This is a genomic window from Duganella sp. GW821-FHT07F09, from assembly GCF_059418705.1.
The window spans coordinates 50,700-76,736 of sequence record NZ_JBWKQJ010000009.1; the positions used below are offsets into that span (position 1 = coordinate 50,700).

General features: G+C 65.7%; 20 protein-coding genes. 8 read left to right on the forward strand and 12 right to left on the reverse strand.

The features are described 5' to 3' along the window. Nucleotides 1-175: 175 nt before the first annotated feature. Genes AC07P1_RS22690 through AC07P1_RS22710 form a run of 5 tightly spaced genes read left to right on the forward strand, consistent with a single transcriptional unit; the run spans nt 176 to nt 7,176 of the window. Nucleotides 176-883: a CerR family C-terminal domain-containing protein gene (locus AC07P1_RS22690; protein WP_494697971.1), complete on the forward strand. Its 708-nt coding sequence runs from the start codon at nt 176-178 to the stop codon at nt 881-883. Then, the gene (locus AC07P1_RS22695; RefSeq protein WP_494697972.1) at nt 880-2,349 is read left to right on the forward strand and encodes an efflux transporter outer membrane subunit; all 1,470 of its coding nucleotides are present in this window, start codon (nt 880-882) and stop codon (nt 2,347-2,349) included. The genes AC07P1_RS22690 and AC07P1_RS22695 overlap by 4 nt, the downstream gene beginning before the upstream one ends. A 20-nt stretch (nt 2,350-2,369) precedes the next feature. Continuing rightward, a complete protein-coding gene (locus AC07P1_RS22700; protein WP_494697973.1) occupies nt 2,370-3,554 on the forward strand; it encodes an efflux RND transporter periplasmic adaptor subunit in 1,185 nt (394 codons plus the stop codon). A gap of 9 nt (nt 3,555-3,563) precedes the next feature. After that, nucleotides 3,564-6,692: an efflux RND transporter permease subunit gene (locus AC07P1_RS22705; protein WP_494697974.1), complete on the forward strand. Its 3,129-nt coding sequence runs from the start codon at nt 3,564-3,566 to the stop codon at nt 6,690-6,692. Nucleotides 6,693-6,717: 25 nt separating this feature from the next. Then, nucleotides 6,718-7,176: an AraC family transcriptional regulator gene (locus tag AC07P1_RS22710; protein WP_494697975.1), complete on the forward strand. Its 459-nt coding sequence runs from the start codon at nt 6,718-6,720 to the stop codon at nt 7,174-7,176. 170 nt (nt 7,177-7,346) lie between these two features. On the opposite strand, the gene AC07P1_RS22715 is transcribed toward AC07P1_RS22710, so the two are convergent. The 6 genes from AC07P1_RS22715 to AC07P1_RS22740 form a co-directional block, all read right to left on the reverse strand. Further along, entirely contained in the window at nt 7,347-7,742 is a 396-nt protein-coding gene (locus AC07P1_RS22715; RefSeq protein ID WP_494697976.1) for a lysozyme inhibitor LprI family protein, read from the reverse strand. A gap of 20 nt (nt 7,743-7,762) precedes the next feature. After that, nucleotides 7,763-9,187 carry an efflux transporter outer membrane subunit gene (locus tag AC07P1_RS22720; protein WP_494697977.1) on the reverse strand — a complete coding sequence of 475 codons (1,425 nt, stop codon included), beginning with the start codon at nt 9,185-9,187 and terminating at the stop codon, nt 7,763-7,765. Further along, nucleotides 9,184-10,347 (reverse strand): HlyD family secretion protein, encoded by a 1,164-nt coding sequence (locus AC07P1_RS22725; RefSeq protein ID WP_494697978.1) that lies wholly within the window; start codon nt 10,345-10,347, stop codon nt 9,184-9,186. Before AC07P1_RS22725 ends, AC07P1_RS22720 begins: the two co-directional genes overlap by 4 nt. Before the next feature lie 5 nt (nt 10,348-10,352). Then, on the reverse strand, nt 10,353-11,933 hold the full coding sequence (locus AC07P1_RS22730; protein ID WP_494697979.1) for an MFS transporter: 1,581 nt from the start codon (nt 11,931-11,933) through the stop codon (nt 10,353-10,355). 345 nt (nt 11,934-12,278) lie between these two features. Then, the gene (locus tag AC07P1_RS22735) at nt 12,279-14,699 is read right to left on the reverse strand and encodes a catalase (protein ID WP_494697980.1); all 2,421 of its coding nucleotides are present in this window, start codon (nt 14,697-14,699) and stop codon (nt 12,279-12,281) included. Between the two features lie 75 nt (nt 14,700-14,774). Further along, entirely contained in the window at nt 14,775-15,158 is a 384-nt protein-coding gene (locus tag AC07P1_RS22740; protein WP_494697981.1) for a hypothetical protein, read from the reverse strand. A gap of 204 nt (nt 15,159-15,362) precedes the next feature. Between AC07P1_RS22740 and AC07P1_RS22745 the strand changes: the two genes are divergently transcribed. Together AC07P1_RS22745 and AC07P1_RS22750 are read left to right on the forward strand one after the other, a co-directional pair. Then, nucleotides 15,363-17,192 carry a hypothetical protein gene (locus AC07P1_RS22745; protein WP_494697982.1) on the forward strand — a complete coding sequence of 610 codons (1,830 nt, stop codon included), beginning with the start codon at nt 15,363-15,365 and terminating at the stop codon, nt 17,190-17,192. A 230-nt stretch (nt 17,193-17,422) separates the two neighbouring features. Continuing rightward, on the forward strand, nt 17,423-18,556 hold the full coding sequence (locus tag AC07P1_RS22750; RefSeq protein WP_494697983.1) for a branched-chain amino acid ABC transporter substrate-binding protein: 1,134 nt from the start codon (nt 17,423-17,425) through the stop codon (nt 18,554-18,556). 7 nt (nt 18,557-18,563) lie between these two features. On the opposite strand, the gene AC07P1_RS22755 is transcribed toward AC07P1_RS22750, so the two are convergent. Next, a complete protein-coding gene (locus AC07P1_RS22755; protein WP_494697984.1) occupies nt 18,564-19,160 on the reverse strand; it encodes a biliverdin-producing heme oxygenase in 597 nt (198 codons plus the stop codon). Nucleotides 19,161-19,289: 129 nt separating this feature from the next. On the opposite strand from AC07P1_RS22755, the gene AC07P1_RS22760 reads away from it, so the two are divergent. After that, nucleotides 19,290-20,909, forward strand: coding sequence for a response regulator (locus tag AC07P1_RS22760; protein WP_494697985.1), 1,620 nt, complete (start codon nt 19,290-19,292; stop codon nt 20,907-20,909). Here AC07P1_RS22760 and AC07P1_RS22765 read toward each other — a convergent pair. The 5 genes from AC07P1_RS22765 to AC07P1_RS22785 form a co-directional block, all read right to left on the reverse strand. Further along, entirely contained in the window at nt 20,896-21,351 is a 456-nt protein-coding gene (locus AC07P1_RS22765; RefSeq protein WP_494697986.1) for a response regulator, read from the reverse strand. The two genes, AC07P1_RS22760 and AC07P1_RS22765, sit on opposite strands and share 14 nt — an antisense overlap. A gap of 9 nt (nt 21,352-21,360) precedes the next feature. Next, nucleotides 21,361-23,601 (reverse strand): ATP-binding protein, encoded by a 2,241-nt coding sequence (locus tag AC07P1_RS22770; RefSeq protein WP_494697987.1) that lies wholly within the window; start codon nt 23,599-23,601, stop codon nt 21,361-21,363. Nucleotides 23,602-23,718: 117 nt separating this feature from the next. After that, nucleotides 23,719-24,204 (reverse strand): arsinothricin resistance N-acetyltransferase ArsN1 family B, encoded by a 486-nt coding sequence (locus AC07P1_RS22775; protein ID WP_494697988.1) that lies wholly within the window; start codon nt 24,202-24,204, stop codon nt 23,719-23,721. A 6-nt stretch (nt 24,205-24,210) separates the two neighbouring features. Continuing rightward, complete coding sequence (locus AC07P1_RS22780) at nt 24,211-24,960, reverse strand: YoaK family protein (RefSeq protein WP_494697989.1); 750 nt, start codon at nt 24,958-24,960, stop codon at nt 24,211-24,213. Between the two features lie 60 nt (nt 24,961-25,020). Beyond that, nucleotides 25,021-26,037, reverse strand: coding sequence for a cupin-like domain-containing protein (locus AC07P1_RS22785; RefSeq protein WP_494697990.1), 1,017 nt, complete (start codon nt 26,035-26,037; stop codon nt 25,021-25,023).

A 26,037-nucleotide genomic window follows, 5' to 3' on the forward strand; every position in this document is an offset into this window, starting at 1 on the left:
AACATTGGAATTTAGCCCGCAACCTCACGGTGGCGGGCTTTTTTTTTGCCCTTTTTTCTCGGTTCACGGCAGAGTTGACCATCGGTTGGCTCTGCTGCAGTGCGATAGTTCATCACTAAATTAAACAAATGATTTAGTTATATCATTTGTTTGAGTTATGTGATGTAATCCCGCCATGAACGCTAAACCCACCTCCCCCACCACCACGGCCTCCAGCCAGCCAGCGGACGACGTCCGCAAGCCACGCTCCGATGGCGAGCAGTCGCGCGAGCGCCTGCTTGTCTCGGCGATGCGGCTGTTCGGCCAGCAGGGATTTTCCAAAACCTCCACGCGCGAGATCGCCCAGGCGGCCGGCACCAACGTCGCCGCCATCAGCTACTACTTCGGCGACAAGGCGGGCCTGTACCAGGCCTGCTTCACTTTCATGTGCGCCGAGCCGGGGGGCGCTATCGCCGCCTTCGACCAGCCGCACTTCACCTTGCGCGAATCGCTGGAGGGCTATTACGGGCAGATGATGGCCCCCCTGCTGCATCAGCAGCAGGAGGCCGATGTGATGTTGCGCCTGTTCTTCCGCGAGATGCTCGAGCCCACCGGGCTGTGGGCGATGGAAGTGGAAAACAACATCAAACCCGAGCACTTGGCGCTGGTCGGGGTGTTGTGCCGCCATCTGGGCCTGACCGAGGCGACCGACGATGTCCACCGGCTGGCTTATTCAATTCCCGCGCTCTGCATACAATTAATGATCTCCCAGGACGTCATCAATGCGATCACCCCGCATATGTTGTCCACGCCGGAGGCGATATCCGCGTGGGGCGAACGGCTGGTCGACTATGCCGAAGCGCTGTTCAATGCCGAAAAACTTAGACTCCAAAGGAAAGCATGAAGATTATCGTACGCGCGACGGCGGCATTGGCCGTCGCCACGGCGCTTAGCGCCTGCGCCCTGACGCCGCCGGCGCCGCACGTCGACGCCCGCGCGCCGCAACAGTGGCAGGCGCCGCTGCCTTCGCAGCTGCCGCACAACGGCAACCAGGCCGACCTGGCCACCTGGTGGCGCCACCAGGCCGACGCGCTGCTGGTGCAACTGATCGAATCGGCGCAGGCGGTCAGCCCGACGGTGGCGTCGGCCGCCTCGCGCATCGCGCAGTCGCGCGCCGACCGCGTGACCGCCGGCGCCGCGCTGGCGCCGACGCTCGACGGCACGGGCAGCATCAGCCGCGCCAACCAGCAATCGGCCATGCCGATGGGGACCACCTCGCAGGCGGCGCTGCAAACATCCTGGGAGATCGACGTTTTCGGCGCCAACCGCGCCACCCGCGACGCCGCGCAGGCGCGCCTCGACAGCGCGCACGCCGGCTGGCATGACGCCCGCGTCTCCGTCGCCGCCGAAGTGGCCAACCAATACTACGCGCTGCGCGCCTGCCAACAATTGCTGGCCGTGGCCAAACAGGACGCCGCCTCGCGCGCCGACACCGCGCGCCTGACGGAGCTGAGCGCGACCGCCGGCTTCGAATCGCCCGCCAATCTGGCGCTGGCACGCGCCAGCGCCGCCGAAGGCAATAACCGCTACCTGACCCAGCGCGCCACCTGCGACGTCAACGTCAAGGTGCTGGTGGCGCTGACGGCGCTGCCGGAAGCGGAACTGCGCCACGAATTGGCAAAAGGCGTTGAAAGTGGCGTGGCCGCCGCCGACGCGGTGGCGCCGGCCATGGCCATCGCCGCGCTGCCTGCCAATACGCTGAACCAGCGCCCGGACGTGTTCACCGCCGAACGCGAAGTGACCGCCGCCAGCGCCGAGGTGGGCAACGCCCAGGCGCAGCGCTATCCGCGCCTGACTTTATCCGGCTCGGTCGGCATCGCCAACTTCCGCTCCGGCGGCGACAACACCAAGACCGACACCTGGACCATCGGCCCGTTGTCGGTGTCGGTGCCGATCTTCGACGCCGGCCGGCGCCGTGCCAACGTCGACGCGGCCGGCGCGCGCTACGACTACGCCGTTGCAAACTACCGCTCCACGGTGCGCCAGGCCGTCAGCGAACTGGAACAGGCGCTGGTCAACCTGGACGGCACCGCCGCCCGCGCCACCGACGCCCAGACCGCGCTGGAAGGCTACCGCGTCAATTTCACCGCCGTCGAAGACCGCTACAAGAACGGCATGGCGAGCCTGTTCGAACTGGAGGACGCGCGCCGCACCCGCCTGGCCGCCGAACAAACCGTCATCAACCTGCAGCGCGAACGCAGCGCCGCCTGGGTATCGCTTTACCGCGCCGCCGGCGGCGGCTGGAGCGCGCCGGCCGACGGCGCCCCTGCAGTCGCCACCTCCAACGCCAACGGCGCCAACGTCCAATAAGAACAACCTATTCGTCCATCATGAAAACTCTGAAAACCAATCTGAAACCGCTCGCCATCGCCCTGCTGGCAGTCTTCGTCGCCGGCGGCATCGGCATGGCCGTGTACTCGCCGGCCACGCAGGCCGCCGATGAAAAGAAGGCCACAGCGCCCAAGGCCGCGCTGACCGTGACCACCACCAGGCCATCGACCGCCAGCGCGCCGATCAAGTTGGCCGCCAACGGCAACGTCGCCGCCTGGCAGGAGGCGAGCGTCAGCAGCGAATCGAACGGCCTGCGCCTGACCGAGGTGCGCGTCAACGTCGGCGACGTCGTCAAGGCCGGCGAGGTGCTGGCCGTGTTCTCGGCCGAGACCATCAACGCCGACATCGCCCAGTCGAAAGCCGCGCTGCGGGAGGCCGAGGCCAACGCCGCCGACGCAGTGGCCAACGCGGCGCGCGCGCGCACCCTGCAAAACTCCGGCGCCCTGAGCGCGCAGCAAATCAGCCAGTACAACACCACCGAGCAAACCGCCAACGCCCGCATCGCCTCGGCCAAGGCGGCGTTGGCGAACCAGCAGCTGCGCCTTAAATACACCAGGGTGGTGGCGCCGGACAGCGGCATCATCTCCGCCAGGACCGCCAATGCCACCGTCGGCTCCGTGTCGGCGCCGGGCACGGAGCTGTTCCGCATGATCCGCCAGGGCCGCCTGGAATGGCGCGCCGAGGTGGTGGCCAACGACCTGCGCAGCCTCAAGCCGGGCACACCGGCCATCGTCAAGGCGGCCAACGGCAGCGAAGTGACCGGCAAGGTGCGCATGATCGCGCCGACCGTCGACCTGCAAACCCGCTCCGCGCTGGTGTATGTCGACCTGCCGCTGAACGCCGGCGCCGGCGAGGCGCCGTTCAAGGCCGGCATGTTCGCCAGCGGCCAGTTCGAGCTGGGTAAATCGGATGCGCTGACCGTGCCGCAGCAGTCGATCGTGGTGCGCGACGGCTTCAGCTTCGTGTTCCGCCTGAACACCGACAGCAAGGTCAGTCAGATCAAGGTGCAGCCGGGCCGCCGCCTGGGCGATCGCATCGAGGTCAAGGGCGGCCTGACGGCCGACATGCAGGTGGTGCTACGCGGCGCCGGCTTCCTCAACGACGGCGACCTGGTACACGTCGTCGCCGAGGGCGTGCCCGCGCGCGCGGCCGGTCCGGCGGCAGTCGCGCCAACGGCCAAATAAGGACACGCCATGAATTTTTCCTCCTTATCGATCAAGAACCCGATCCCGGCGATCATGCTGTTCGTCCTGCTTACCCTGGCGGGGCTGATGGCCTACAAGGCCAATCCGGTGCAGGACTTCCCCGACATCGAACTTCCGATCGTCACCGTCACCGCCACCCTGGACGGCAGCGCCCCGGCGCAGCTGGAAACCGAGGTGGCGCGCAAGATCGAGGACGCCGTCGCCACTTTGCAGGGCGTGAAGAACATCCACACCACGGTGCTGGACGGCGTCTCGACCACCACCATCGAATTCGTGCTGGAGAAGCAGATCTCCGACGCCGTCAACGACGTGCGCGACGCCGTGGCCCGCATCAAAGCCGACATGCCGGCCGAGCTGCGCGACCCGACCGTGACCAAGGCCTCCACCGCCGGCCGCGTGGTGCTGACCTTCACCGCCGCCGCCGCGCAGGTGCCCGGCGAGAAAATGGACCAGCAGGAGCTGAGCTGGTTCGTCGACAACGTCGTCGCCAAGCGCCTTCTGGCGGTGCCCGGCATCGGTTCGGTCAAGCGCGTGGGCGGCGTGTACCGCGAAATCCGCGTGGAACTGGACGAGGCCCGCATGGCGGCGCTGCGCGTGTCGGCGCTGGACGTGTCGCGCCAGTTGCGGCTGGTGCAGAAGGAAGCGCCGGGCGGACGCGGTGACGTCAGCGGCGCCGAGCAATCGGTGCGCACCATCGGCACCGTCAAGAGCGCGGCCGAACTGGCGGCCATCGATCTGCCATTGACGGACGGTCGCCGCGTGCGGCTCGACCAGGTGGCCACCATCACCGACACCGTCTCCGAACCGCGCGCCATCGCGCTGCAGGACGGCAAGCAGGTGATCGGCTTCGAAATCTTCCGCAACAAGGGCGCCAGCGAACTGGCCGTGGCCAAGGGCGCGCGCGAGGCGGTCAAGGAGCTGGAGGCGAACAACCCGAAAGTGGTGCTGAAACAGGTCATCGACAACGCCCATCCGGTCGAGGAGAACTTCGACGGCTCGATGGAGCTGCTGTACGAAGGCGCGCTGTTGGCGGTGCTGGTGGTGTGGTGGTTCCTGCGCGACTGGCGCGCCACCCTGGTGGCCGCCGCCGCGCTGCCGCTGTCGGTGATGCCGGCCTTCCTCGGCATCTACCTGTTCGGCTACACCCTCAACACCGTGACCCTGCTGTCGCTGGCGCTGGTGGTCGGCGTGCTGGTCGACGACGCCATCGTCGAAATCGAAAACATCGCGCGCCACCTGCGCATGGGTAAAAGCCCGATGGAGGCGGCGATGGAAGCGGCCGACGAAATCGGCATGGCGGTCATAGCGACCACCTTCGCGCTGGTGGCGGTGTTCCTGCCGACCGCCTTCATGAGCGGCGTCGCCGGCCTGTTCTTCAAGCAGTTCGGCTGGACGGCGGTGATCGCGGTGCTGGCGTCGCTGGTGGTGGCGCGTCTGCTGACGCCGATGATGGCGGCCTACCTGCTCAAGCCCATCGCGCACGCGGAGGAAAAGGATAGCTGGATGATGGTCCGCTACCTGCGCGTGATGCGCTGGTGCCTGAAGCATCGCGGCATCACGGCGCTGGCCGCCGCCGCGTTCTTCGTCGGCTCGATCTCGCTGGTGGGCATGCTGCCGACCGGCTTCGTGCCGGCCGCCGACCGCGCGCAAACCCAGATCAACCTGGAGCTGCCGCCCGGTTCCACCCTGGCCGAAACGTCCGTCATCGCCGAACGGGCGCGCCTGGCCGCGATGGAAGTACCCGGCGTCAAAGCGGTGTTCAGCTCCATCGGCGGCGGTTCCAGCGGCGACGCCTTCGCGCCCGGCGCGGCGGCCGAGGCGCGCAGCGCCGTGCTGACTCTCACCACGGTGCACCGCACCGACCGCAAGGAATCGATGGCCGATATCGACGACCAGATTCGCAGCCGTCTCGACGCCATCCCTGGCGCCCGCTTCAAGGTCGGCCCGCCGGACAACGGCGTCAAGCTGCAGCTGGTGCTGCGCAGCGACGACCCGGTCGTGCTGCAAGCCACGGCGCAGAAGGTCGAACGCGAAATGCGCACGCTGCAAGGCGTGGGCAACGTGCGATCGAGCGCCTCGCTGGTGCGCCCGGAAATCATCGTCACGCCGGACTTCGCCAAGGCGGCCGATCTGGGCGTGACCGCCAACGCCATCGGCCAGACCGTGCGCGTGGCCACCGCCGGCGACTACGACACCGACCTGACCAAAATGAATCTGCCGGAGCGCCAGGTGCCGATCCGCGTCAAGCTGCCGGACTCCGTGCGCGCCGACCTCGATGCCATCGGGCGCCTGACAGTGCCGGGCAAAAACGGGCCGGTGCTGCTGGCCACCGTCGCCACCATCACGATGGAAAGCGGCCCGGCGCAGATCAATCGCCTCAACCGCAGCCGCAACGTCACGTTCGAAGTGGAACTGGGCCGGCGCGCGCTGGGCGAAGTGGACGCGGAGGCGCGCGCGCTGCCAACGCTGAAAAACCTGCCGCCGTCGGTCAAGATCGCGGAACTGGGCGACACCCAGGAGATGGCGGCGCTGTTCGCCAGCTTCGGCCTGGCGATGCTGATCGGCGTGTTGTGCATCTACTGCGTGCTGGTGCTGCTGTTCAAGGACTTCATGCAGCCGGTGACGATTCTGGCGGCGCTGCCGCTGTCGATCGGCGGCGCCTTCGTCGCGCTGCTGATCACCAACAGCGCCTTGTCGATGCCGTCGATGATCGGCCTGATCATGCTGATGGGGATCGTTACGAAAAACTCAATCTTGTTGGTCGACTATGCTATTCTGGCGCGCCAGGAAGGCATGAACCGCTTCGACGCGTTGGTCGACGCCTGCCACAAGCGCAGCCGCCCGATTCTGATGACCACCATCGCCATGGGCGCCGGCATGATGCCGCTGGCGCTGGGCTGGGGCGCCGACCCGAGCTTCCGTTCGCCGATGGCGATCACGGTGATCGGCGGCCTGATTACATCGACGCTGTTGAGCCTGCTGGTGGTGCCAGCCGTGTTCACCTACATCGACGATCTGGAACATCTGCTTGGGCGCCTGATGGGCAAACTGCGCCGCCATCCGGCGCCGGCCGGCGAAAAAGACCCGCCGCTGCGCAAAGTCGCCGGCGGACATTAATCAAGCATCCAACATGGAGACAAACATGGAATACGAAATCAGGGAACTGCCGGCGGTCCGCGTGGCGTATCTGCGCTACAAGGGTCCGTACGGCGCGGGCATCGGCGAGTTCTGGAAAGAGGTGTTCACGCCGTGGCAGAAAGCCTTCGGCTTGCACAACCGCGTGACGTACGGCGTGGCGCAGGACGACCCCGGCACGACGCCACCGAACGAATGCCGCTACGACGCCTGCGTCGGCGTGGCGGCCGATTATCCGATCGCCGAACCGGCCAAGGAAGCGACGCTGCCGGCCGGCCGCTACGCGGTGGCCAAATTCAAAGGCACGGCCGACCAGATGCCGGGGGCGTGGGGGGAATTCTTCGGGCAGATCCAGTCCGAGGGCATGTTCGCCCCCGGCCCTTGCATGGAACGCTACCCGGCCGATTACGCGATGGACCCGGAGACGGGCGTGTTCACCGCTGAACTCTGCATTCCAGTCAAATAGAGGCCACGAGGACAGCCACACCACGGAGACACGCCCACCACGGAGACACGTAGGGCGGATTAGCGCAGCGTAATCCGCCATGTATGCTTCGTCAGCGGCTCATAAATGGCGGATTACGGCGTTCCGCCTAATCCGCCCTACGTGTCTCCACGGCATGCATACCTCCGCGCTCACTTCTGCGCGGGACAACTCATATCCCCTTCCTGGCAATCCTGCAGCGCCTTGATCTCCTTCAGCCGGCTCTCGGTTTTCGCGGCGAGACAGCCGCTGCGCACCATCGGATAGGCGCTGCCGCCTTCCACGCCCGAACTCTCGAACGCGCAAGACAAGTCCCTGAACTTGACCCACGCAAGCTGCGCCTGCGTCAGCTTCTTCTTTTGCTCGGCGTTCAGGCGCGTGCGATACTCGTTATAAGCAAGGTTCAACTTCTTGTCGGCTGCCGAATAAGCCTGCCCGGCGCACTGCGTCATCTCGGACTGGGTCGCGGGGGCGCTGCAATCCGCCCATGCGCTCGCCGACAACAACGACAGCGCCAAACCCGGCAAAACCAATTTATCTATCATCATAAAAATCCCCTCGAATAAAACTACGGTTGCGCCACCCAGCCACCGCCCATGGCGCGATACAGATCGACCGACGCCACCAGTATCCGCGTGCGCAACTGCAGCCGTCCGACATCGGCGCTGTACAAGGTGCGCTGCGCATCCAGCTCCTCCAGATACGAGGCATAGCCGTTGCGATACCGATTGTGCGCGATGCGCAGCGTCTCGGCCGCCGTGGCGCGGCGCGCGTCGTTCTGGACCGCCTGCTCCTTCAATTGATGGAGCGCCCCGAGACTGTTATCGGTTTCCGCGAACGCCGTGCGCACCGCGTTTTCGTACGCAAAAGTGAGCTGGTCGCGCTGCGCCGCCACCGAGTCGGTCTGCGACTGCACGCGGTCGCCCTCGAACACCGGCGCGGCGATGGCGCCGGTCAGCCGCCACAACGCCGTCGGCGAATTCAGGAAATCGTGCATCTTCAGGCTTTGGATGCCGCCCACGGCCGTCAGCTTGAACGACGGCAGCAACTGGTCCCGCGTGGCCCGTAGATTGGCGTTGACGGCGACCAGGTTGTATTCCGCCCGCGCGATATCGGGGCGCCGGCGCAGCAGCTCCGACGGCAGCCCCTCGGGCACCGGCGGCGGCTCCAGTTGTGCCAACTCCGCACCGCGCGCAATCGGCCCGGGATTGCCGCCCGTGAGTATGGCCAGCGCGTTCTCCTGCTCGAAGATCGACCGCTTCAACTGCGGCACCTGCTCGGCGGTGGTCTGGTACTCGGCCTGCGCCTGCAGCCACTCCAGCCGCGAGCTGTAGCCGACGTCGAACTGGCGTTTGGCGAGGTCGCGCGACTCGCCACGCAGCTTGAGGGTTTGCTCGGTCAGCGCCAGTTGGGCATCGAGCCCGCGCAGGTTCAGATAGCCCGTTGCGACGGTGGCGGCGATCGACAGGGCCACCGCATCGGCGTTGGCCTGCTCCGATTGATAGGTGGCGGTGGCGGCATCGGTCGCGGCGGCCAGCCGGCCCCACACGTCCACTTCGTAGCTGGCCTGGATCTCCGCCTGATAGACATTGGTGACGTACGGCTGGCCGTTGGACGCCAACTGGCGCGTGCGGGTCGGCGCGGTATCGACGACAACGTTCGGCTTCTGCCCCGCCGCCGCGACACCCACCAGCGCGCGGTACTGCGCCACCCTTGCGCGCGCGATGCGCAAGTCGCCATTGTGTTCGAGCGCCTTGTTCACCAACGCGCTCAGAACCGGATCGCCGAAGGCCTGCCACCATTGCCGCTCGACCGGCGCGGCGCTTTGGCCTGCGCCGATGTCGGGCGCGGTGCGCCAGGCGCCGGGCGTTTCCAGCGTCGATGCCGGTGGCGGGCCAACCTTGGCCGCGCAACCGGCCAGCGCCAGCATGGCCGCGATGGATACGGCGCGCAGTGCTCCGCGCCGGCCTTGTAACAGTCGCCGGCAATTCATCGACCGGCTCCGGCGGTGGCGGGCTTGCCATCCGAGTCATCGAGAACGGCGGACGTGTCGATGCTGACGATCACCGACATCCCCGGCGCCAGCCGCGCGGCCTTGGCCTGTCCCGGGTCGATGCGTATGCGCACCGGTATGCGCTGCGCGATCTTGACGAAATTGCCGGTCGCGTTATCGGCCGGCAGCACGCTGAACTCCGAACCGGTGGCCGGCGAGATCCGTTCCACCTGCCCGGTCAGCACCGCGCCGTCCAGCGCATCGACCTTGAAGGTGGCGCTTTGCCCCACCTGCACGTTGTTCATCTGCGTCTCTTTCAGATTGGCGATCACCCATAGCTGGCGCGGCACCAATCCCATCAGGTTGGCACCGGTGTTGACATAGGCGCCCTTGCGCACGGTGACCTGCCCCAGTTGGCCATCCTCCGGCGCGATGATGCGCGTATTCTCAAGATCCACCCTGGCCGCCTTCAGCGCGGCCTCCGCGTTGGCCACCGCCGCCTCCAGCGATAGCTTGTTGACGGTCACCGACTGCACCTGCTGTTTGGCGATATCCAGATTGGCGCGCGCCTGCGCCACCGCGGCCACCGTCTGCGCCTGGGCCGCCTTCGACGCGTCCTGCTCGCGCAAGGACAGCGAACCATCGGCCGCCAGCGAATTGACGCGGCCTAGATCCGCCTGCGACTTGGCCGCCTGCGCTTGCGCGTTGGCCAAGGTGGCCTGGTTCAGCAGCACGCCCGCGGCCGCCGTTTTGCGCGCCTGGTCCCAGTTGGCCAGCGCCGCCTTTTGCGCCGCCAGTTGCGCCTGCGCCTGTTCGTAGCGCTGCTGATAGATACGGTCGTCGATTTGCACCAGCAAATCGCCCTGCTTCACTTGCTGGAAATCCTGCACCTTGACGTCGACGACATACCCCGACAACTGCGTGCCGATCAAGGTGACCTGCCCGCGCACCAGCGCGTTCTCGGTCGAGACGATGGCGCTGCTGAAAGGCGGCAAACGCCACGCGTACAGTACGATCAGTACACCGATCAGGGCGACCAGCGAAAACGCGATGGTCGAAACGATCTGCCCGCGACGGCTTGGCGCCGTGGGCGCGGGTGGCGGCGCGGCGGCGGCCGGGGCGGAAGGAGGAGTGGACGTATCGGGAATATTGGTAGCCATGTCGTTCAGCGTGATCCGGAATTGTTAAGAGAGACGTTGGCCATGCCGGTCTGCGCGTTCTGCGCGGGACTGGGCTGGCACACCACGCAGATCGACCAAAGGTAGCGCGCCAGCATCCATGCGAGCGTGAGCACCGCCAACAGCGTAATCATCAGGAAGACATCGTTGTAGGCGAGGATATTGGCCTCGCGCGTGGCGGCCGCGCCCAGCGACGCCACGCCCTGGGCGTTGCGCATCGATGGATCGGCCAGGGTCGCGCCGAGCGAAGCACCGCCGTTTTGAATCCGCGCGGCCACCTGTGGATCGAGCAGGGTCAGATGTTCGACCAGGATGCTGGAGTGGTACTTCTCGCGCACCACCTGGAAGGTGCCGACGATCGCCGAGCCGAGCAAACTTCCCAGGGTTTGCGTGATCGAGAACATCACGGAGAAGCTGACCAGATTGCTCGGCGCGGCGATCACGGCGCCAAAGCCGGATACGAACGTCGGCCCGATGAACAAGGCACCGCCGAATCCGAGCAGGAACTGGCTCACATACAGGTCGGCCGGACGGGTCAGATTGGTGGCGTTGGAATCCATATAGGCGCCGATCGCCATCACCACCAGCGACAGCATCAACTGCGCGGGAATGCGCGCCGGCGTGATCGTCAACGCGCTCGCCAGCAGGCCGGCCAGGGTGCCGATCATGACGACGATCCACAGCGTTTGCATCTGGTCGTTGTTCAAACCCAGCGCCTGCAGGAAGCCCACCGTGCCGCTGGCCTCCGACTGTACGATGCGGATCAACAGCACGGACAACGCCAGCCGCGCGATATTGGCGGTGCTGAGCCAGCGTGTGTTGATCAGGGGGCGGGCGCGGTTATGCTCGATCAGCAGCGCGGCGGCGATCAGCACGATGGCGCCGGCCAGGCATAGACCCAGCCAGCGCGACTCGAACCACCACACCGTGCGGCCCAGCGCCAGCACCGCCGACAGCAGCGCCACGCCGGGAGCGAACAGTGCGAAGGTGACGAAGTCCATTTTCTCGAAGGCCTTGATGCGGTCCCCCGGCGGCAGCTTGAGGAACAGTACGCCGGCCAACGACACCAGGGCCAGTCCCAGTTCGAAGAAGTACAGGCCGCGCCACTCGCCGAACTCCATCAGGTCCGACGAGAACAGGCGCGCCATCGGCAGCGCCAGTTGCGAGAAGCCGATGCCCAGCACCACCGCCTTGATGCGGTGCTGGGCGGGGAACGCTTGCAGCACGTAGTACAGGCCCAGGGTAGACAGCGCGGCGCCGCTCATGCCGTGGGCGGCGCGCACCGCGATGGCCGACGCCAGGCCGTGCACGAACAAGTGGGCGACGGTGGCGACCGCGTACAGCACAAGGAATAGTTCGGTGAAGAGCCGCAGGCCGTACTGCTGGCGGAATTTGACGAGCAGGAGGTTCATCGAGACGTTGGCCATCACGTAGGCGGCCGGCAGCCATTGGATCTCGGCCGAGTAGACGCCCAGCGAACCTTGGAGGTAAGGCAGGTTGACCAGCACCAGCGCATTGCCCAATCCACCGGTGATGGCGACGATGAAGCCGATGATGAAGAACGCCACCCGGCGCTCGGTCGTGTGGATAGGACTCGATGGCGATCCGGGTAATGTCGGTCGCTCGTGCGGAAGCCAGACTTGAGGGGCGTACACGTCCATCGATGCCAGTTCTTATGGGTCTTTTATGGGTAGAGGTTGCTGGGGACGAGCATATCACTATGCACGTGATTGTTGAAGTTCCAAAAGGAAGGGGACGCAGACTGACCACAGAGACACGTAGGGCGGATTAGGCGGAACGCCGTAATCCGCCAATGCATGCGCCGTCGGCGGCGCATAGATGGCGGATTACGCTGCGCTAATCCGCCCTACGTGGAACCGTGGTCTCGCAAAACTCCCCGGTCCCATCCTACTTTACAGCGCCACCGCTTCGACTTCGCGCTGGAAGTTGCGATGCGCGGCCAGCGCATGCTTGAACTCCGTCAGCGCCGGCACCACGCCGCCAGCCGCCACGCACCACAGCGATGGATCGGCCGAACCGTCTTCCATTTTCTCCGGCACGCCGGCCTTGCGCAGCAAGTCGGCGCCCGCCCCCACCGCCAGGATCGGCTTACAGTGACGGAACTGCTGGCGCACGAAATCGAGTGCGTCGGCGTCACCCATCAGCATCTTGACGCTGGCGTCGCCGTCGGCCACGACCACCGCGTCGTACAGCACCGGCGGACCGCCCTGGATGGTGATTTCCACATCCAGCGCGCTGCCATCGGCGGCGACCAGTTGCCCCAGCTGCGGCGCCACCAGGCGCGGCACCGCGCCGGCGGCCAGCAAATCGGCGTAGATCGCCTTGACACCGGCGGCATCGACGCCATGCGCCGCCAGGATGGCGACCTTGCGCGCCTGGACGCCCACGGCGCCAGGACGCGCCAGCAGCGACAGCGCCGGCGACGGTGCATAGTGGGGCTGCGGCGCGGTGGTCGCCAACGGCATCGGCGCCGGCACCTCCAGGCCCAGGCCCTGCGCCACGCCTTCGGCCAGCACCGGATCGACGTTGGCCAGCATCGACAGCAGGCGCACACGAATCGCAGGCGTCTGCACGCGGCCCAGCTCGAAGCTGAAGGCGTTGACAATGTGGCTTTGCTCCGACGGCGTCTGGCTGATCCAGAACAGGCGCGCCTGCGAATAGTGGTCGGCGAACAGCTCGGGCTTGCCGCGCACCTTGTCCTCCGGCGCCTGCTTCACGCTGCTGAAGGCGGTCTGGAAACCGGCCATCCCGGCCTGGAACGGATTACCGCCGGCCAGCGAGTTCGGTTCGTAAGCCACGCGTCCGCGCGCGATGGCCTGGCGATGCATGCCGTCGCGCTGGTTGTTGTGCACCTGCGCCACCGGCGTGTTGATCGGGATCTCGTGGAAGTTGGGGCCGCCCAGGCGGCTGATCTGCGTGTCCAGATACGAGTGGATACGTCCTTGCAGCAGCGGGTCGTTGGTGAAGTCGATGCCCGGCACCACGTGCGCGGTGCAGAAGGCCACCTGCTCGGTCTCGGCGAAGAAGTTGTCCGGATTGCGGTTCAAGGTCATCTTGCCGACGATTTGCACCGGCACCAGTTCTTCAGGCACGATCTTGGTCGAATCGAGCACGTCGAACGGGAATTGCTCCGCCTGTTCCTCGGTGAAGATCTGCAGGCCCAGTTCCCATTCGGGGTAGGCGCCCGCCTCGATCGCTTCCCACAGGTCGCGGCGATGGAAATCGGGATCGGCGCCGATGATCTTGGCCGCCTCGTCCCATACCAGCGAGTGCGTGCCCGGCACCGGATTCCAGTGGAATTTACAGAACACCGACACGCCGTCCGCGTTCACCAGGCGGAAGGTGTGCACGCCGAAGCCCTGCATGGTGCGGTAGCTGCGCGGGATGGCGCGGTCCGACATCTGCCACAGCAGCATGTGGGTCGATTCCGGCATCAAGGTTACGAAATCCCAGAAAGTGTCGTGCGCGCTGGAGGCCTGCGGCATCGCGAAATGCGGCTCCGGCTTGACGGCGTGGACCAGGTCCGGGAACTTCATCGCGTCCTGGATGAAGAAGACCGGCATGTTATTGCCGACCAAATCCCAGTTGCCTTCGTCGGTGTAGAACTTGACGGCGAAGCCGCGCACATCGCGCACGGTGTCGGCCGAACCGCGTTCGCCGGCGACGGTGGAGAAGCGCACGAACACCGGCGTGCGTTTGCCTGCGGCGGCGAACGGCGCGGCGCGGGTGACGGCGCTCAAATCGTCATAGCTTTCGAAGTAACCGTGGGCGGCGGAGCCGCGCGCGTGCACCACGCGCTCCGGAATGCGCTCATGGTCGAAATGGGTGATCTTTTCGCGCAGGATGAAGTCTTCCATCGCGGTCGGGCCGCGCAGCCCGATCTTGAGCGAATTCTGATTGTCGGCGACCGGCACGCCCTGGTTGGTGGTCAGGCGCTGGTCGGCCGAGTCGACGCGCACGCGGTCGAGCGACTCGATGGTGTTGTTGACGCCGTGGGGCGGCACGCCGGCGCCGATCTTCGGCGACACGCTGGTTTCGCCGGTGGTGCTGGCGGTGGCGATCGGATGCGGCGGGGCGACCGTCTGGCCGGGTTGCGGCGCGCGCGAGGCGTCGCCATGCTCGCCGGGCTTATTGGCGTTGAAGGGCATGCCTTGTGCCACCGCCTGGGTGCCACTCACCTTGGCCAGCAAGGCGGCTTCCTGTGGCACGCCGCCCAAACTGGCCGGGGGCGTCGCCGATGATGGTCCGGAAACGGTGCTCAATACGGAACCAGCCCCGATAACGGGGGCTGGTGTCTTTTTACTAGTTGCCATTGGGTGTCCCTTGGTGAACGGCGCCCGCACGGGCCGCCGGACGCACCAGCAGCGATACCGGTCGGGCAGCCTGGATTACTTGCGCGAGTTAAGCAGCTTGGAAATGCCATAGCCTGCGGCGGCGGCGATCAGCACCGAAATCGCAGGGCTGGAGCGCACGTGGCTGCGGCCGGATTCGGCCAGCTTCTTGTAGCTTTCGGTGACTTGCTTGCTGCGGACAGCCAGACGCTCGGAGACGCTGTCCACGGTGCCGGAGACGCTTTCGACGCCGTCGGCGACCTTGTCGACACCGTTGTGGGCGCGAGTGGCCAGACGGTCGGCGGTCGGTGGAACCTTGTCGGCGACGCGGTCGATGGCGGCGTGCGCATCGGCGCGCAGGTCCTTGCCAATTTGGGTCACGCCGTCGCGGGTGCTGTTACCAGTGGTACCGTTGATTTTAGTATCGATGCTGTTTTCCATGATGGTTCCTCTCGGTTGTTGGTCGTTTGTTTCAACACTGCAGGAACCAAGATAGGCTTGTTGGTCAAACGCTACCGTGCGCAATCTAACAAAAGGGCGACCACGGGCGAAGTTGTTTCATTAAGTGAGTTGCCACACGGACGCGGCCGCCGGTAAGGAGGATGCTGGGATAAAATACCGTTAAGCCGATCCGAGGAGAGCGCCATGTTTCCCATCTCATCCACAACGCTGAGCGGGCCGAACCCGGCAAACTTTCCGCTGGTGTCGCCAACGGCGGCGGTCGACTCTGTCAACTCCTCGACGATCGCCCCGGTCGGCTCCGCCATTGATGCTCCCGCGCAAGCTTCGGTCCAGGTGGACTTGTCGCCCGTAGCCAACTTTTTGCTGACGGTGTCGCAATCCCGCGAGCAGATCGCCCAATTGCAAACGGCGGTCGCCAACGGCGCCGATCCGCGGGAGGCCGCCGCCCGGGCGGCCACATTAAATGACGCCACGCAAAATGTAGTGAATGCGTTCAACTTATTGCCCAGCGTCGAGTTCAACCAGGCCCAACCGCAAGGACCTTCGCTGCTCAACAACCTGGTGGAAAGCTTGAACCGGCAGACCTTCGGCGCGAATGCGGCCCAGCAGCTGAACCAGGCGAACCAGGCGAACCAGCCGAATCAACCACAGAGCGCCGCCCAAAGCCTGGCCCAGAGCCTCTCCCGGATCGGTGTCACTTTGCAGCCACCGCTGTTGTCGGACGCCGCCGCCGGCCTCTCGCTCGACAATGAGATTTTGCGCGCCTCCTTCAACACCGACAACCAGTCGACCACCAACACGCTGCAAAACACGCTCGACACGTTTAGCGAGCTGGCGACGCGCTTTGCCGAGCAGCTGAGCGCGGCCGGCAGCGGCGCCCTGCCCGCGCTGGCCGGCGCGCAGCAGGATGCGTTGACGCCGGAAGATCTGGTGGCCAACGCGCGGCTGGACCTGGCGCGCGCCGAACTCGATCTGCTCAGGCAGATTCCGTTGCCGGACACCGCCGCCGACAGGCTGGCGGCGCAACGGGCGGAGCTGGAGCAACCGCTCACGCCACGGACGACGGCGCCGGATTCACCCATCGTCAATCCGCTGCAGGCATCCACCGCCGAAGTGATCGCCGCGCAGAACGCCGAGGCGCGGGAAGCCAACATCCAGGAAGCCAACGCGCGGGAAGCCGACATCAACGCGCTGCCATCCCAGCAGACCCAGACCGCGCAATCGCTGCAAGCGGCCGACCAGGCGGAGCAAAGCCAGGCTGCCGACGCGGCGGAAGAGAACCAGCCTACGGCCAATGCCAATACGGAGCGCAGCGCGGCCCAGGCGGCGTCCGACGCCGCGCAGGCCACGGCTGCCGCACAGGCGGCGCGGCAGCAGGCCGCATCCGGATTGAGCGCGGCCACCGCCGCCAGCGCGCAAGCGGCGACGCAGGCAAACGTCGCGCAGAACGCGGCCGCCGCCGCGGCAGCCGCCAATTCCGCCAATGCGACCGCGGAGCAGCAGGCCGTCGCGGCGCAAAACGCGGCCACCAACCTGGCGGCGGCCAACGCTGCCGCCGCGTCGGCGCTGGCGCAGGCACAGGCTGCGCAAAGCGCGGCCGACGCACTGGCGGCGCAGAGCGCCGAAGCCAGCGCCGCCGCCGCGCAGGCACGCGCCGCACTGGCAGCGACGACGACGCCGGAGGCGGCCAACGCCGCCGGCGCCATCGCCGCCCAACAGGCAGCCGCCGCGCAGACCACCGCCAGCAACCTGGCCGCCGCCAACGCGGCGGCGGCGGACGCCGCGCAGCAGGCGCGCGCCGCCCAAGTCGCCGCCGTGCAGGCGTCCACCGTACAAACCAATCCGCTGCAGGGCAATCCCGCGCTGGCGGCGGCCATCGCCGCTTACAACATCACCGACCCGGCGCTCCTTGGCGCCAATGCGCGTGCCACCCAGACGGCCGTCGGCGCCACGCCGCGCGTGTCGGCCGTCACCGGGCCGGCCAGAACGCGCGGCATCGGACCCGGCCAGTAAAGCGCGGGCATGCGGAAATCGGCACAAGGATGGCGCCTCGAAGACGCGCCATCCCGCCACCGCCATGCACGGCCACTGCCATCCCACCGAATTAAATTTCGACCGCCCCGCCTTTGAAGGCCGATCGCGCCAAATAATTCCCGATCCCGCGCCAAAGTCACACGATAATACGATTCGTTTTTAGCGATAATCACGGATTGCATTTCATAACAACGACATCGGGAGTTCGCATGACTTTAAAGCACAGCGTGAAGCACATCACCGCCGCCACGGCGCTACTGGCCGCCACCGGCGCCTACGCCCAGGACACCGTGGTCAAGATCGGCCATAGCGGCCCGCTCTCCGGCGCGCAGGCCTTTTCGGGCAAGGACAACGAGAACGGCGCGCGCCTGGCGGTGGAGGAGCTCAACGCCAAGCCGATCACCGTGGCCGGCAAAAAGCTCAAGTTCGAACTGCTGTCGGAGGACGACCAGGGCGACCCCAAAGCCGGCGTCGCCGCCGCGCAAAAGCTGATCGACAACGGCGTCAAATACGTCGTCGGCCCATACAACTCCGGCGTGGCGATACCCGCCTCGCGCGCCTACAACGATGCCGGTGTGCTGGTCGCCACCATCGCCACCAATCCGAAGATCACGATGCAAGGCTACAAGGGCCTGTTCCGGGTCAACGCCAGCGACTCCCAGCTCGGTTCCAAGATGGCGCTGTACGCGGCCAATGAACTCAAGTTCAAAAACGTCGCCGTGATCGACGACCGCACCGCCTTCGGCCAAGGCGTGGCCGAGGAATTCAAGAAGCAGGCGAAAGCCTCCGGCATGACCGTGGCCGGCCACGAGTTCACCACCGACAAGGCGTTCGACTTCAACGCCATCCTGACCAAGCTGAAAAACAAGAAGGTCGAGGCGATCTTCTTCGGCGGCTACGCGCCGCAGGCGGCGCCGATGGTGCGCCAGATGAAGCAGCTGGGCATCACCGCCAAACTGCTGGGCGGCGACACCATCTGCACCGGCGAGATGGGCAAGCTCGGTGGCGACGCGGTGGCCGACAACGTCCTGTGCTCGCAGGGTGGCGCGATCCTGGACAAGGCCTCCAGCGGCCCGGCGTTCAAAGCCAAGTACAAAGCGCGCTACAAGCAGGACGCCGACGTCTACGCGGCGTCGTACTACGATGCCACCATGATGTACGCGCAAGCGATGCAGAAAGCGAATTCGGTCGATCCGCAGAAGGTGGCGGCGGTCATCGGCTCCGGTTCATACAAAGGCATCGCCGGCACCTACGCGTTTGACGAGCGTGGCGACATGAAGCAGTCGCCGGTGACGATCTTCACCTTCAAAGGCGGCCAGCCGGTGCCCTTGACCAGCTATTGACCCGTCATTATTTCGCGGTCGACCCGGTGGCCGATCGCGCACGGTTCAACGCGATCAGGCTGTCGAAGGCCTGCCGGGCGCCTGCGCAGGCCTCGGCGACTTCCCGCGCATCCACGACGTGTTCGCGCAGCGCCGCGATGAATTGCTGCCAGCGCGGCCCCGGTGAACCCGAGCCGCGCAGATAGTCAAGCGGATGGGGCGCCAGCCGCTCCGCCAGCCTTTTGTACAGCACCGCCCCGCCCAGCTGCGACCCTTCGATCACATAACACACACCCCAGCGCCACGCCGCCCCGCATCGCGCGGGCCATGCCACGGCTGTCCCGCCGTGCGACGACGGTGGCATTCCAGCGAATGCCGGATGCGCCAGATCCAGCCTGATCGCATGTAGATAAGGAGGCAGCCCCGGACCGTCATCGAATTGCGCCATCCAGTCCTGGATCGGCGCCAGCCACTGCTCCAGCAGCCGCAAATGATCGTGATACGCGCGCAGCCCCGCCGTCCCCGCCGCCAAAGGCGTGTTGGTGTCGAGCTCGGCGTGCCGCTGCGCGGTGGCCTGCCGCAAGGCGGCCAGCACGTCTTGTTCCACGATGGAAATTTCTTCCAAGATATTTCCCAATTTCTTAGCGATGACAAGATTTTACACAGCGAAATGCTAGCGCGCGCACAGTAGAAGGCGGCGACTTCGTGAAAAATAGAGCTCAGGTAAAATTTATGTACTACCAGCATACTGCCTATGAACCAAAACCAATCCCGAAACTGCTCCGTCCTGCTGATCGACGACGAGGCCATGGCCGAAGACTTGATCGGCTATCACATGGCGCGCCAACAAGGCATCACGTTGCGCTATGACAACCGCGCAGAGCTGGCCGTCCAGCTGTGCAAGGAGGTCGAAGCGACCGTCTTGCTGGTCGACCTGCGCATGCCCGGCGCCGACGGCTTCGACGTGATCCGCATGCTGCGCGCCGATCCATATACAGAGCATCTGCCGGTGATACTGCTGTCGTCCGAGGACGATGCCGACATCAAGGCGCAGGCGTTCGCGCTCGGCGCCAACGACTATCTGGTCAAGTGGCCGGAGGCGCGCGAGCTGGAAGCGCGCATTCGCTACCACTGCGCCGCCTACCAGGCGCGCCAGCAGCGCGACGCCGCCTTCCTCGAACTGCGCCAGCGCGAGGAGGAACTGCGGGTCAGCCAGGCCGCCCTGCACCAGGCGCAGAAAATGGAAGCGATCGGCCAACTGACCGGCGGCGTCGCCCACGATTTCAACAACGTCCTGCAAATCATCAGCGGCAACCTGCATCTGCTGCAAATGGTCGGCGACGTCAATCCGCAAGGCATGGCGCGCATCGAGAACGCGCTCAACGGCGTCGAGCGCGGCGCGCGGCTGGCCGCGCACCTGCTCGCGTTCGCGCGCCGCCAGCCGCTGCAAAGCGCGGTGGTCGACCTGACGCCGGTGCTGGCCGATATGGACGACATGCTGCGCCGCGTGCTCGGTCCGCGCGCGGTGGTCATCGCCGATATCGCCACGCGCCTGTGGAATACCGACGTCGATGTCAGCCAGCTCAATAACGTGATCCTGAACCTGGCCATCAACGCGCGCGACGCCATGGGCGGCGACGGCACCTTGACCATCCGCGCCCGCAACCTGCCATCCGGCTCGGAGCAGCTGTCCAAGATCGGCGACGGCCAGGGCGACTACGTGTTGATCGAGATCGCCGACACCGGCTCCGGCATGTCGCAGGAGGTGATGCAACGCGCATTCGAACCATTCTTCACCACCAAGCCGACCGGCCAGGGCACGGGACTGGGCTTGAGCATGGCCTACGGTTTCGTCAAGCAATCGGGGGGCGAGATCGCCCTGCAAAGCACCTTGGGCGCCGGCACCTGCGTGCAGATCTACCTGCGCCGCAGCGACGCGCAGGCGGAGCCCGAACACAGCGCGGCACTGCCGGCGTTGACCGGCGGCGTGGAAACGATATTGGTGGTGGAGGACGAGGAAGCGGTGCGCGCAGCGACCGTCGACATGCTGTCGACGCTGGGCTACAAGGTATTGAGCAGCGCCAACGCCGAACAGGCCACGCACCTGATCGACGGCGGCCTCCATATCGACCTGCTGTTCACGGACGTGATGATGCCGGGCCGCGTGAGCAGCCTGGAATTGAGCGAACTGGTACGCGAAAAGCTGCCACTGGCGCAGATCCTGTTCACTTCGGGCTACGCGGAAGGGGTGTTGTCGCACGACGGCAAGCTGCCGCCGGGGGTCAATCTGCTGCAAAAGCCCTATACCGTCGAAACCCTCAGCTCGCGCATCCGCCACCTGCTGCGCAAGCGCGGCACCATCACTGCGGCTTGACGTAGCGGTGCGACCCCGGCGGCGGCTCGTTGAGCACCGCCCAGAATATCCCCAGGTCGGCGATCGCCCGCACGAACTCCTGGAAATCGACCGGCTTGACCACATAGGCGTTCACGCCCAGCTCATAGCTGCGGATCAGGTCCTGCTCCTCGCGGGAGGACGTCAACATCACCACGGGGATGCTTTTCAGCGTGGCGCTGCCACGGATCTCGGCCAGCACTTCCAGGCCGTCGACCTTGGGCAGTTTCAGGTCCAGCAGCACCACGGCGGGGTTGCCCTGCTCCCGGTTGGCGAAGCCGCCGCGCGCATGCAGATAATCGAGCGCGTCGGCGCCATCGCGCACGACGATCACTTCATTGGCCAATTGGCTGCGTTCCAGCGCAATCAGCGTCAGCTCCAGATCGTGAGGGTTGTCTTCAACCAGCAGGATAGGCTTTAACATAGGCGTGCCTCAAACTTTATCGGTATTTGTATTGGTGTTGGTCGGTATGGCGAAGGAGAACGTCGCTCCCTCGCCCGGCGCCGACCACGCCCAAACGCGGCCCCCGTGACGCTCGATGATACGCCGCACATTCGCCAGGCCGATGCCGGTGCCCTGGAAGTCCTCCATGCGGTGCAGCCGCTGGAAAACGCCAAACAGCTTGTGGGCGTAATCCATGTTGAAGCCGACGCCATTGTCGGCGACATGGAACACGGTTTCCTCGGGCAGCTGCTCGCTGGTGATGCGGATGACGGCAGGATCGCTCTGCGCGGTGAACTTGACGGCGTTGGAGAGCAGATTGTACAACGCCAGTTGCAGGAAGGACGGATCGGCCACGATCTCCGGCAACGGCGACACCCGCCAATCGATGCGGCGCGCCGGTATATCCGGGGCCAGCTTGTCGATGCAACCGCGTACCAGGTCGTCCATGCGCACCCGCACGGGCCGCAAGGCGGCGCGGCCCATCTGCGAAAAACTGAGCAGATCGTCCACCAGCTTGCCGGCCAGCCGCGCCGATTCCTTGATGTTGACCAGGAAGCGCTGGCGCCGTTCCGGATTGTCGCTGCCGGCGGTCTCCATCAGCAGGTCGGAAAAGCCGACGATGTGGCGCAGCGGCGCGCGCAGGTCGTGCGACACCGAATACGAGAACGCCTCCAGCTCCTTGTTGGCGCGGCCCAGTTCCTCGGCCAGATCGGCCATCTGCTCGGCGCGCTCGAGCGCAATCCCCAACAGCGCGGTGCGGAATTCCAGCGCCAGCTCCAGTTCCCCCTCGTGCCACGGCGCGGAGGTGCCGTGAATCGCCTCGCGCCAGCTGGTGAAGCTGGTGCGCGGCGACAGCATGCCGGGGGACTTTTCCATCTTTTCCGGGCGCCCCGCCCAGTCGATGGTGTGCACCACCTCGGGCCGGAACCACAGCAGATAGTGCTGATGGATGCGCGAGATCTGCATCGCCATCAAACCGCTGGCGGAGGCGGTGTAGGCCGAAGCCTCGGGGTAGACGGTGCCCAGGCGGTCGCTGTGGAACAGGTCCTCGTGCACGTTGGCGCTGAGCCAGTCCACCAGGCCGCGTATCTGCTCGTCGTTCGGCGTGTCGCCATAGCTGATCAAGCGGTCGTCGACCACGATGGCGACGCCGCCGGCGCGCGCGAAGCGCAGCAGCTCTGGCAGCACGCTGCGCAGGTTCTCGATGAAGTCCGCGCCCTGCGTCAGCCCGCCCAGCAGACTGACCATCACGCGCCGCACCTCCAGCCGGAACTGCAGCTGGTCGGCGTCGGCGCGGTTACGGATGCGCAGCGCCAGGATTTGCCCCAGCTGCTCGCATACGCTGCGCTGATGGAAACTGAGGTGGCGCGACTGCGCGTGGTGGCAGGAGATCAGGCCCCACAGCTTGTCCTTGACGATCAGCGACACCGACATCGACGCCATCGTTCCCATGTTGCGCATGTATTGCAGGTGGATCGGCGAGACGCTGCGCAGCGACGCGAACGACAGGTCGTTGGGTTTTCCGGTCAGCGGATTTTCGGCGGGTACCAGCCGGGAGGGCTGGTAGTCGGCATCCTGGATCAGGCGGATGCGGTTGGACAGGTACAGCTCGCGCGCCTGGCGCGGAATGTCGCTGGCGGGGAAGCGCTGGCCCAGATAACCGTCGTACCCTTCGTCGAGGCATTCGGCCAGCACATTGCCGTGGCCCTCCTCGTCGAAGCTGTAGACCAGCACCCGGCCGAAACCGGTCAGCGCGCGGATTTCACTGGCGGCCAGCTGGCACAATTCGACGATGGTGTCGGCGTCGCTGATCTTGTTGAGGAAATCGCCGACCAGTGGATACAGCTGCTGCATACCGGCTTCGATGGTGCCGCGCGCGCGCTCGAATTCGAGCACCAGCAAATGGTCGTAGGCGTGGGCCAGCACGTCGAACGGCTCCCCCTCCAGGCCGACCGTGGCGATATAGGCCGGACGCTCGCGCAACTGGCCGCCGCCCAGGTTGCGTTCGAGCGCCTGCGCGCTGCGGGCGCCGATGACGTCCGCGAGCGGGCGGCCGAGCGCCTTCTCGGGAGGAATGCCGGTGAAATCGGCGAGATTGTCGCTGGCCTGAAGCACCGCGAGCTGTGGCGAGAGCGCCAGCAAGAAGCCGTGCGGCTGGATGCTGCCGGGCGTGCGTATCGGCTCGCTGTCGCATGTCGCTAATTCGGTGTCGGTGCTGGCCTGTGGCATGATGGCTGCGGGCGAACCCGGTGTTAACAAAGCCGCATCATATCAATTTTTGGCCGGCCCCGACGCACGATGCGCCGCCAATAACGGGTCAACGCCAGGGGCGACGTGGAAGTACGGCTAGCCCAGTCGCAGCTCCCAGTAACCCATGTCGATCCAGCGGTCGAACTTGCGGCCCACCTGCTTGAAATGTGCCACTTTCTCGAAGCCCAGGCGCTCGTGCAGGGCCACGCTGGCCGGATTGGGCTGCGCGATGCCGCCGATGGCCATATGGATTTTGCGCGCACGCAGGTCCTCCAGCAGGGTTTTGTACAGCGCCGAGCCGATGCCCTTCCCGCCCTGCCCCGGCGCGACGTACACGCTGGTCTCCGCCGAATAGCGGTAGGCGCTGCGCACGCGCCACTTGGTCGCGTAGGCATAGCCCACCACAACGCCCCCGGACTCGTACACCAGCCAGGGCAAGGCCGCCATCACGTCGCGGATGCGGCCGGCCATTTCGTCCGGCGTGACGGGGCGTTCTTCAAAACTGATCACCGTGGTGGCGACATAATGGTTGTAGATGTCGACGATGGCGGAAGCATCTTCCGGGGTGGCGGGTCTGATCATCGTAAGTCAATGCGTGTGATAAAAATCGTCGAAAAGGGGAATGATCGCGAGCGACAGCACCGCCAGCGCCAAAGGGACGGTGGCGATAAAACCCAACAGCTTGAAGCCGAACGCGCCAAGCAGGCCACCAAGCAGAAATGCGCCCAGCAAGGAACAGAGCAAGGATAATCGATTGCGGTCCGCCACGACCTTGTCCGGCGCCGCGCCATCCCCGCCGACCTGCCCCCGGTTCCAGTAAAACAGCTTGCCCAGCTCGATGCCGATATCGGTCACCAGCCCGGTGACGTGGGTGGTGCGGATCTCGGCACGCGACACCTTGGTGACGATGGCATTCTGCAGTCCCATCACAAAACAAAGCAGTGCCACGATGGCGGTAATATGGCCGTGCTCCGCCAGCCGGCTGCCCATCAAGCCGAACACCAGCAGCAACGCCGCCTCCAGCATCAGCGGCAGCGCGTAGCGGCTATGCGCGTCCCGGCGGCGGCCCCAGTTGATCAGGATCGCGGAGGTGGCCGCGCCCAGGAAGAAGGCAAACAGCGATATGCCCCCCGCCAGCAGCAGCGCCATGTCGCCAAGGACCGCGTTGTCGGCCAGCGCCGAGACGATGCCGGACATGTGGGAAGTGTACTGCCCCACTGCGAAAAAACCGCCGGCGTTGACCGCGCCGGCCACGAAGGCCAGCGCGCGGCCAAGGCGGCGGTTGCTGATATCGGTGCGGTGCGGACCGGTCAAGGCACGCAGGTAGTGCATGGGCATGGCGGCCTCGCTTGCGGTCTACTGTCGGCCACACGATTGTAATCGATCCGGACTTGCGGATCAAAAGTCGTGATCGGACGGGTAAGCCGAATAGAAGTCGTTATCCCACCTGAAATGGGTGGTGGAGATGGTGATGGTGATATCGAGCGCTTCGACAAAATGCCACCAGCCGACCGGCAGGAACAGGATCTCTCCCGGTTCCAGCACGCAGTCGATCACCGGCACGTTCGCCATCATGGGGAAGCGCTGGACGTCGATCGCCCGCCCGTCGACCGGCGTGAAGCAGTGCCGCTGGTTGTACAGGTGGGGAATATCGCAGGGCGCGATCAGGCGCACCCGCTTGCGGCCGGCGATCTGCATCATGAAGTTGTTGGTCAGGTCGTGATGAAACGGCGTCACCGTGCCAGCCGGCCCAAACCAGAAAAAGCCGCGGCGCTCCTCGTTCAGATACTCGGCCAACGGCGGCAGATCGTCCATCAGCCCGCGCAGCGCCTCGCGGTTGCTCTCGTCGTTATTGGCGGTCATGTAGAAATCGTTGGTGCGGCCGCTGGCGCGCACCAGTTCCACGTACTCGCCAAAAGGCATCCGGCGCTTGTGCGCCTGGCTGTTCAATTCATAGTTCGGATCGGCGTCGCGGCCGAACTGCACCTCGACTTCGCGCTCGCCCAGATGATCGCTCAAATAATCCAGGGTCCACTTGGTGCGGGCGACGCAGTCGTCCAGCATGCCGGTGATGATCACCGGCTGGTTGCGGCGGTAGTGCTCCTCGAGGAAGGCATCACCGGACAGGCGCTCGCGGCGCGGCACCTCCACCGGCGCCAGACGGTTCAATCGCGACTGGATGCCCAGCACCCAGTCGCGCTTCGCCAGCCGGTTGTGCAAGCGCGACGCCCCCTTGAGGTAAGGGCTGCGCAGCGCGGCATCGACCTCCGCCAGCGCATCCTGCTCGCTGATGCCGGACTGGATCAAAACACCGACCAGGCCCTCCGGCCGGCCGCCCAGCATCAGGTTCTCGGCGATCCAGGTGCGCCATGCGTCGTTGACGGCTACGGGTGTAACGGTGGCATGGCGCATCAT

What these genes read in the sequence shown, in the direction of transcription:
- AC07P1_RS22690 (WP_494697971.1), top strand. Translation starts at nt 176, where the DNA reads ATGAACGCTAAACCCACCTCCCCCACCACCACGGCCTCCAGCCAGCCA.
- AC07P1_RS22695 (WP_494697972.1), top strand. Translation starts at nt 880, where the DNA reads ATGAAGATTATCGTACGCGCGACGGCGGCATTGGCCGTCGCCACGGCG.
- AC07P1_RS22700 (WP_494697973.1), top strand. Translation starts at nt 2,370, where the DNA reads ATGAAAACTCTGAAAACCAATCTGAAACCGCTCGCCATCGCCCTGCTG.
- AC07P1_RS22705 (WP_494697974.1), top strand. Translation starts at nt 3,564, where the DNA reads ATGAATTTTTCCTCCTTATCGATCAAGAACCCGATCCCGGCGATCATG.
- AC07P1_RS22710 (WP_494697975.1), top strand. Translation starts at nt 6,718, where the DNA reads ATGGAATACGAAATCAGGGAACTGCCGGCGGTCCGCGTGGCGTATCTG.
- AC07P1_RS22715 (WP_494697976.1), bottom strand. Translation starts at nt 7,742, where the DNA reads ATGATGATAGATAAATTGGTTTTGCCGGGTTTGGCGCTGTCGTTGTTG.
- AC07P1_RS22720 (WP_494697977.1), bottom strand. Translation starts at nt 9,187, where the DNA reads ATGAATTGCCGGCGACTGTTACAAGGCCGGCGCGGAGCACTGCGCGCC.
- AC07P1_RS22725 (WP_494697978.1), bottom strand. Translation starts at nt 10,347, where the DNA reads ATGGCTACCAATATTCCCGATACGTCCACTCCTCCTTCCGCCCCGGCC.
- AC07P1_RS22735 (WP_494697980.1), bottom strand. Translation starts at nt 14,699, where the DNA reads ATGGCAACTAGTAAAAAGACACCAGCCCCCGTTATCGGGGCTGGTTCC.
- AC07P1_RS22740 (WP_494697981.1), bottom strand. Translation starts at nt 15,158, where the DNA reads ATGGAAAACAGCATCGATACTAAAATCAACGGTACCACTGGTAACAGC.
- AC07P1_RS22745 (WP_494697982.1), top strand. Translation starts at nt 15,363, where the DNA reads ATGTTTCCCATCTCATCCACAACGCTGAGCGGGCCGAACCCGGCAAAC.
- AC07P1_RS22750 (WP_494697983.1), top strand. Translation starts at nt 17,423, where the DNA reads ATGACTTTAAAGCACAGCGTGAAGCACATCACCGCCGCCACGGCGCTA.
- AC07P1_RS22760 (WP_494697985.1), top strand. Translation starts at nt 19,290, where the DNA reads ATGAACCAAAACCAATCCCGAAACTGCTCCGTCCTGCTGATCGACGAC.
- AC07P1_RS22765 (WP_494697986.1), bottom strand. Translation starts at nt 21,351, where the DNA reads ATGTTAAAGCCTATCCTGCTGGTTGAAGACAACCCTCACGATCTGGAG.
- AC07P1_RS22770 (WP_494697987.1), bottom strand. Translation starts at nt 23,601, where the DNA reads ATGCCACAGGCCAGCACCGACACCGAATTAGCGACATGCGACAGCGAG.
- AC07P1_RS22775 (WP_494697988.1), bottom strand. Translation starts at nt 24,204, where the DNA reads ATGATCAGACCCGCCACCCCGGAAGATGCTTCCGCCATCGTCGACATC.
- AC07P1_RS22780 (WP_494697989.1), bottom strand. Translation starts at nt 24,960, where the DNA reads ATGCCCATGCACTACCTGCGTGCCTTGACCGGTCCGCACCGCACCGAT.
- AC07P1_RS22785 (WP_494697990.1), bottom strand. Translation starts at nt 26,037, where the DNA reads ATGATGCGCCATGCCACCGTTACACCCGTAGCCGTCAACGACGCATGG.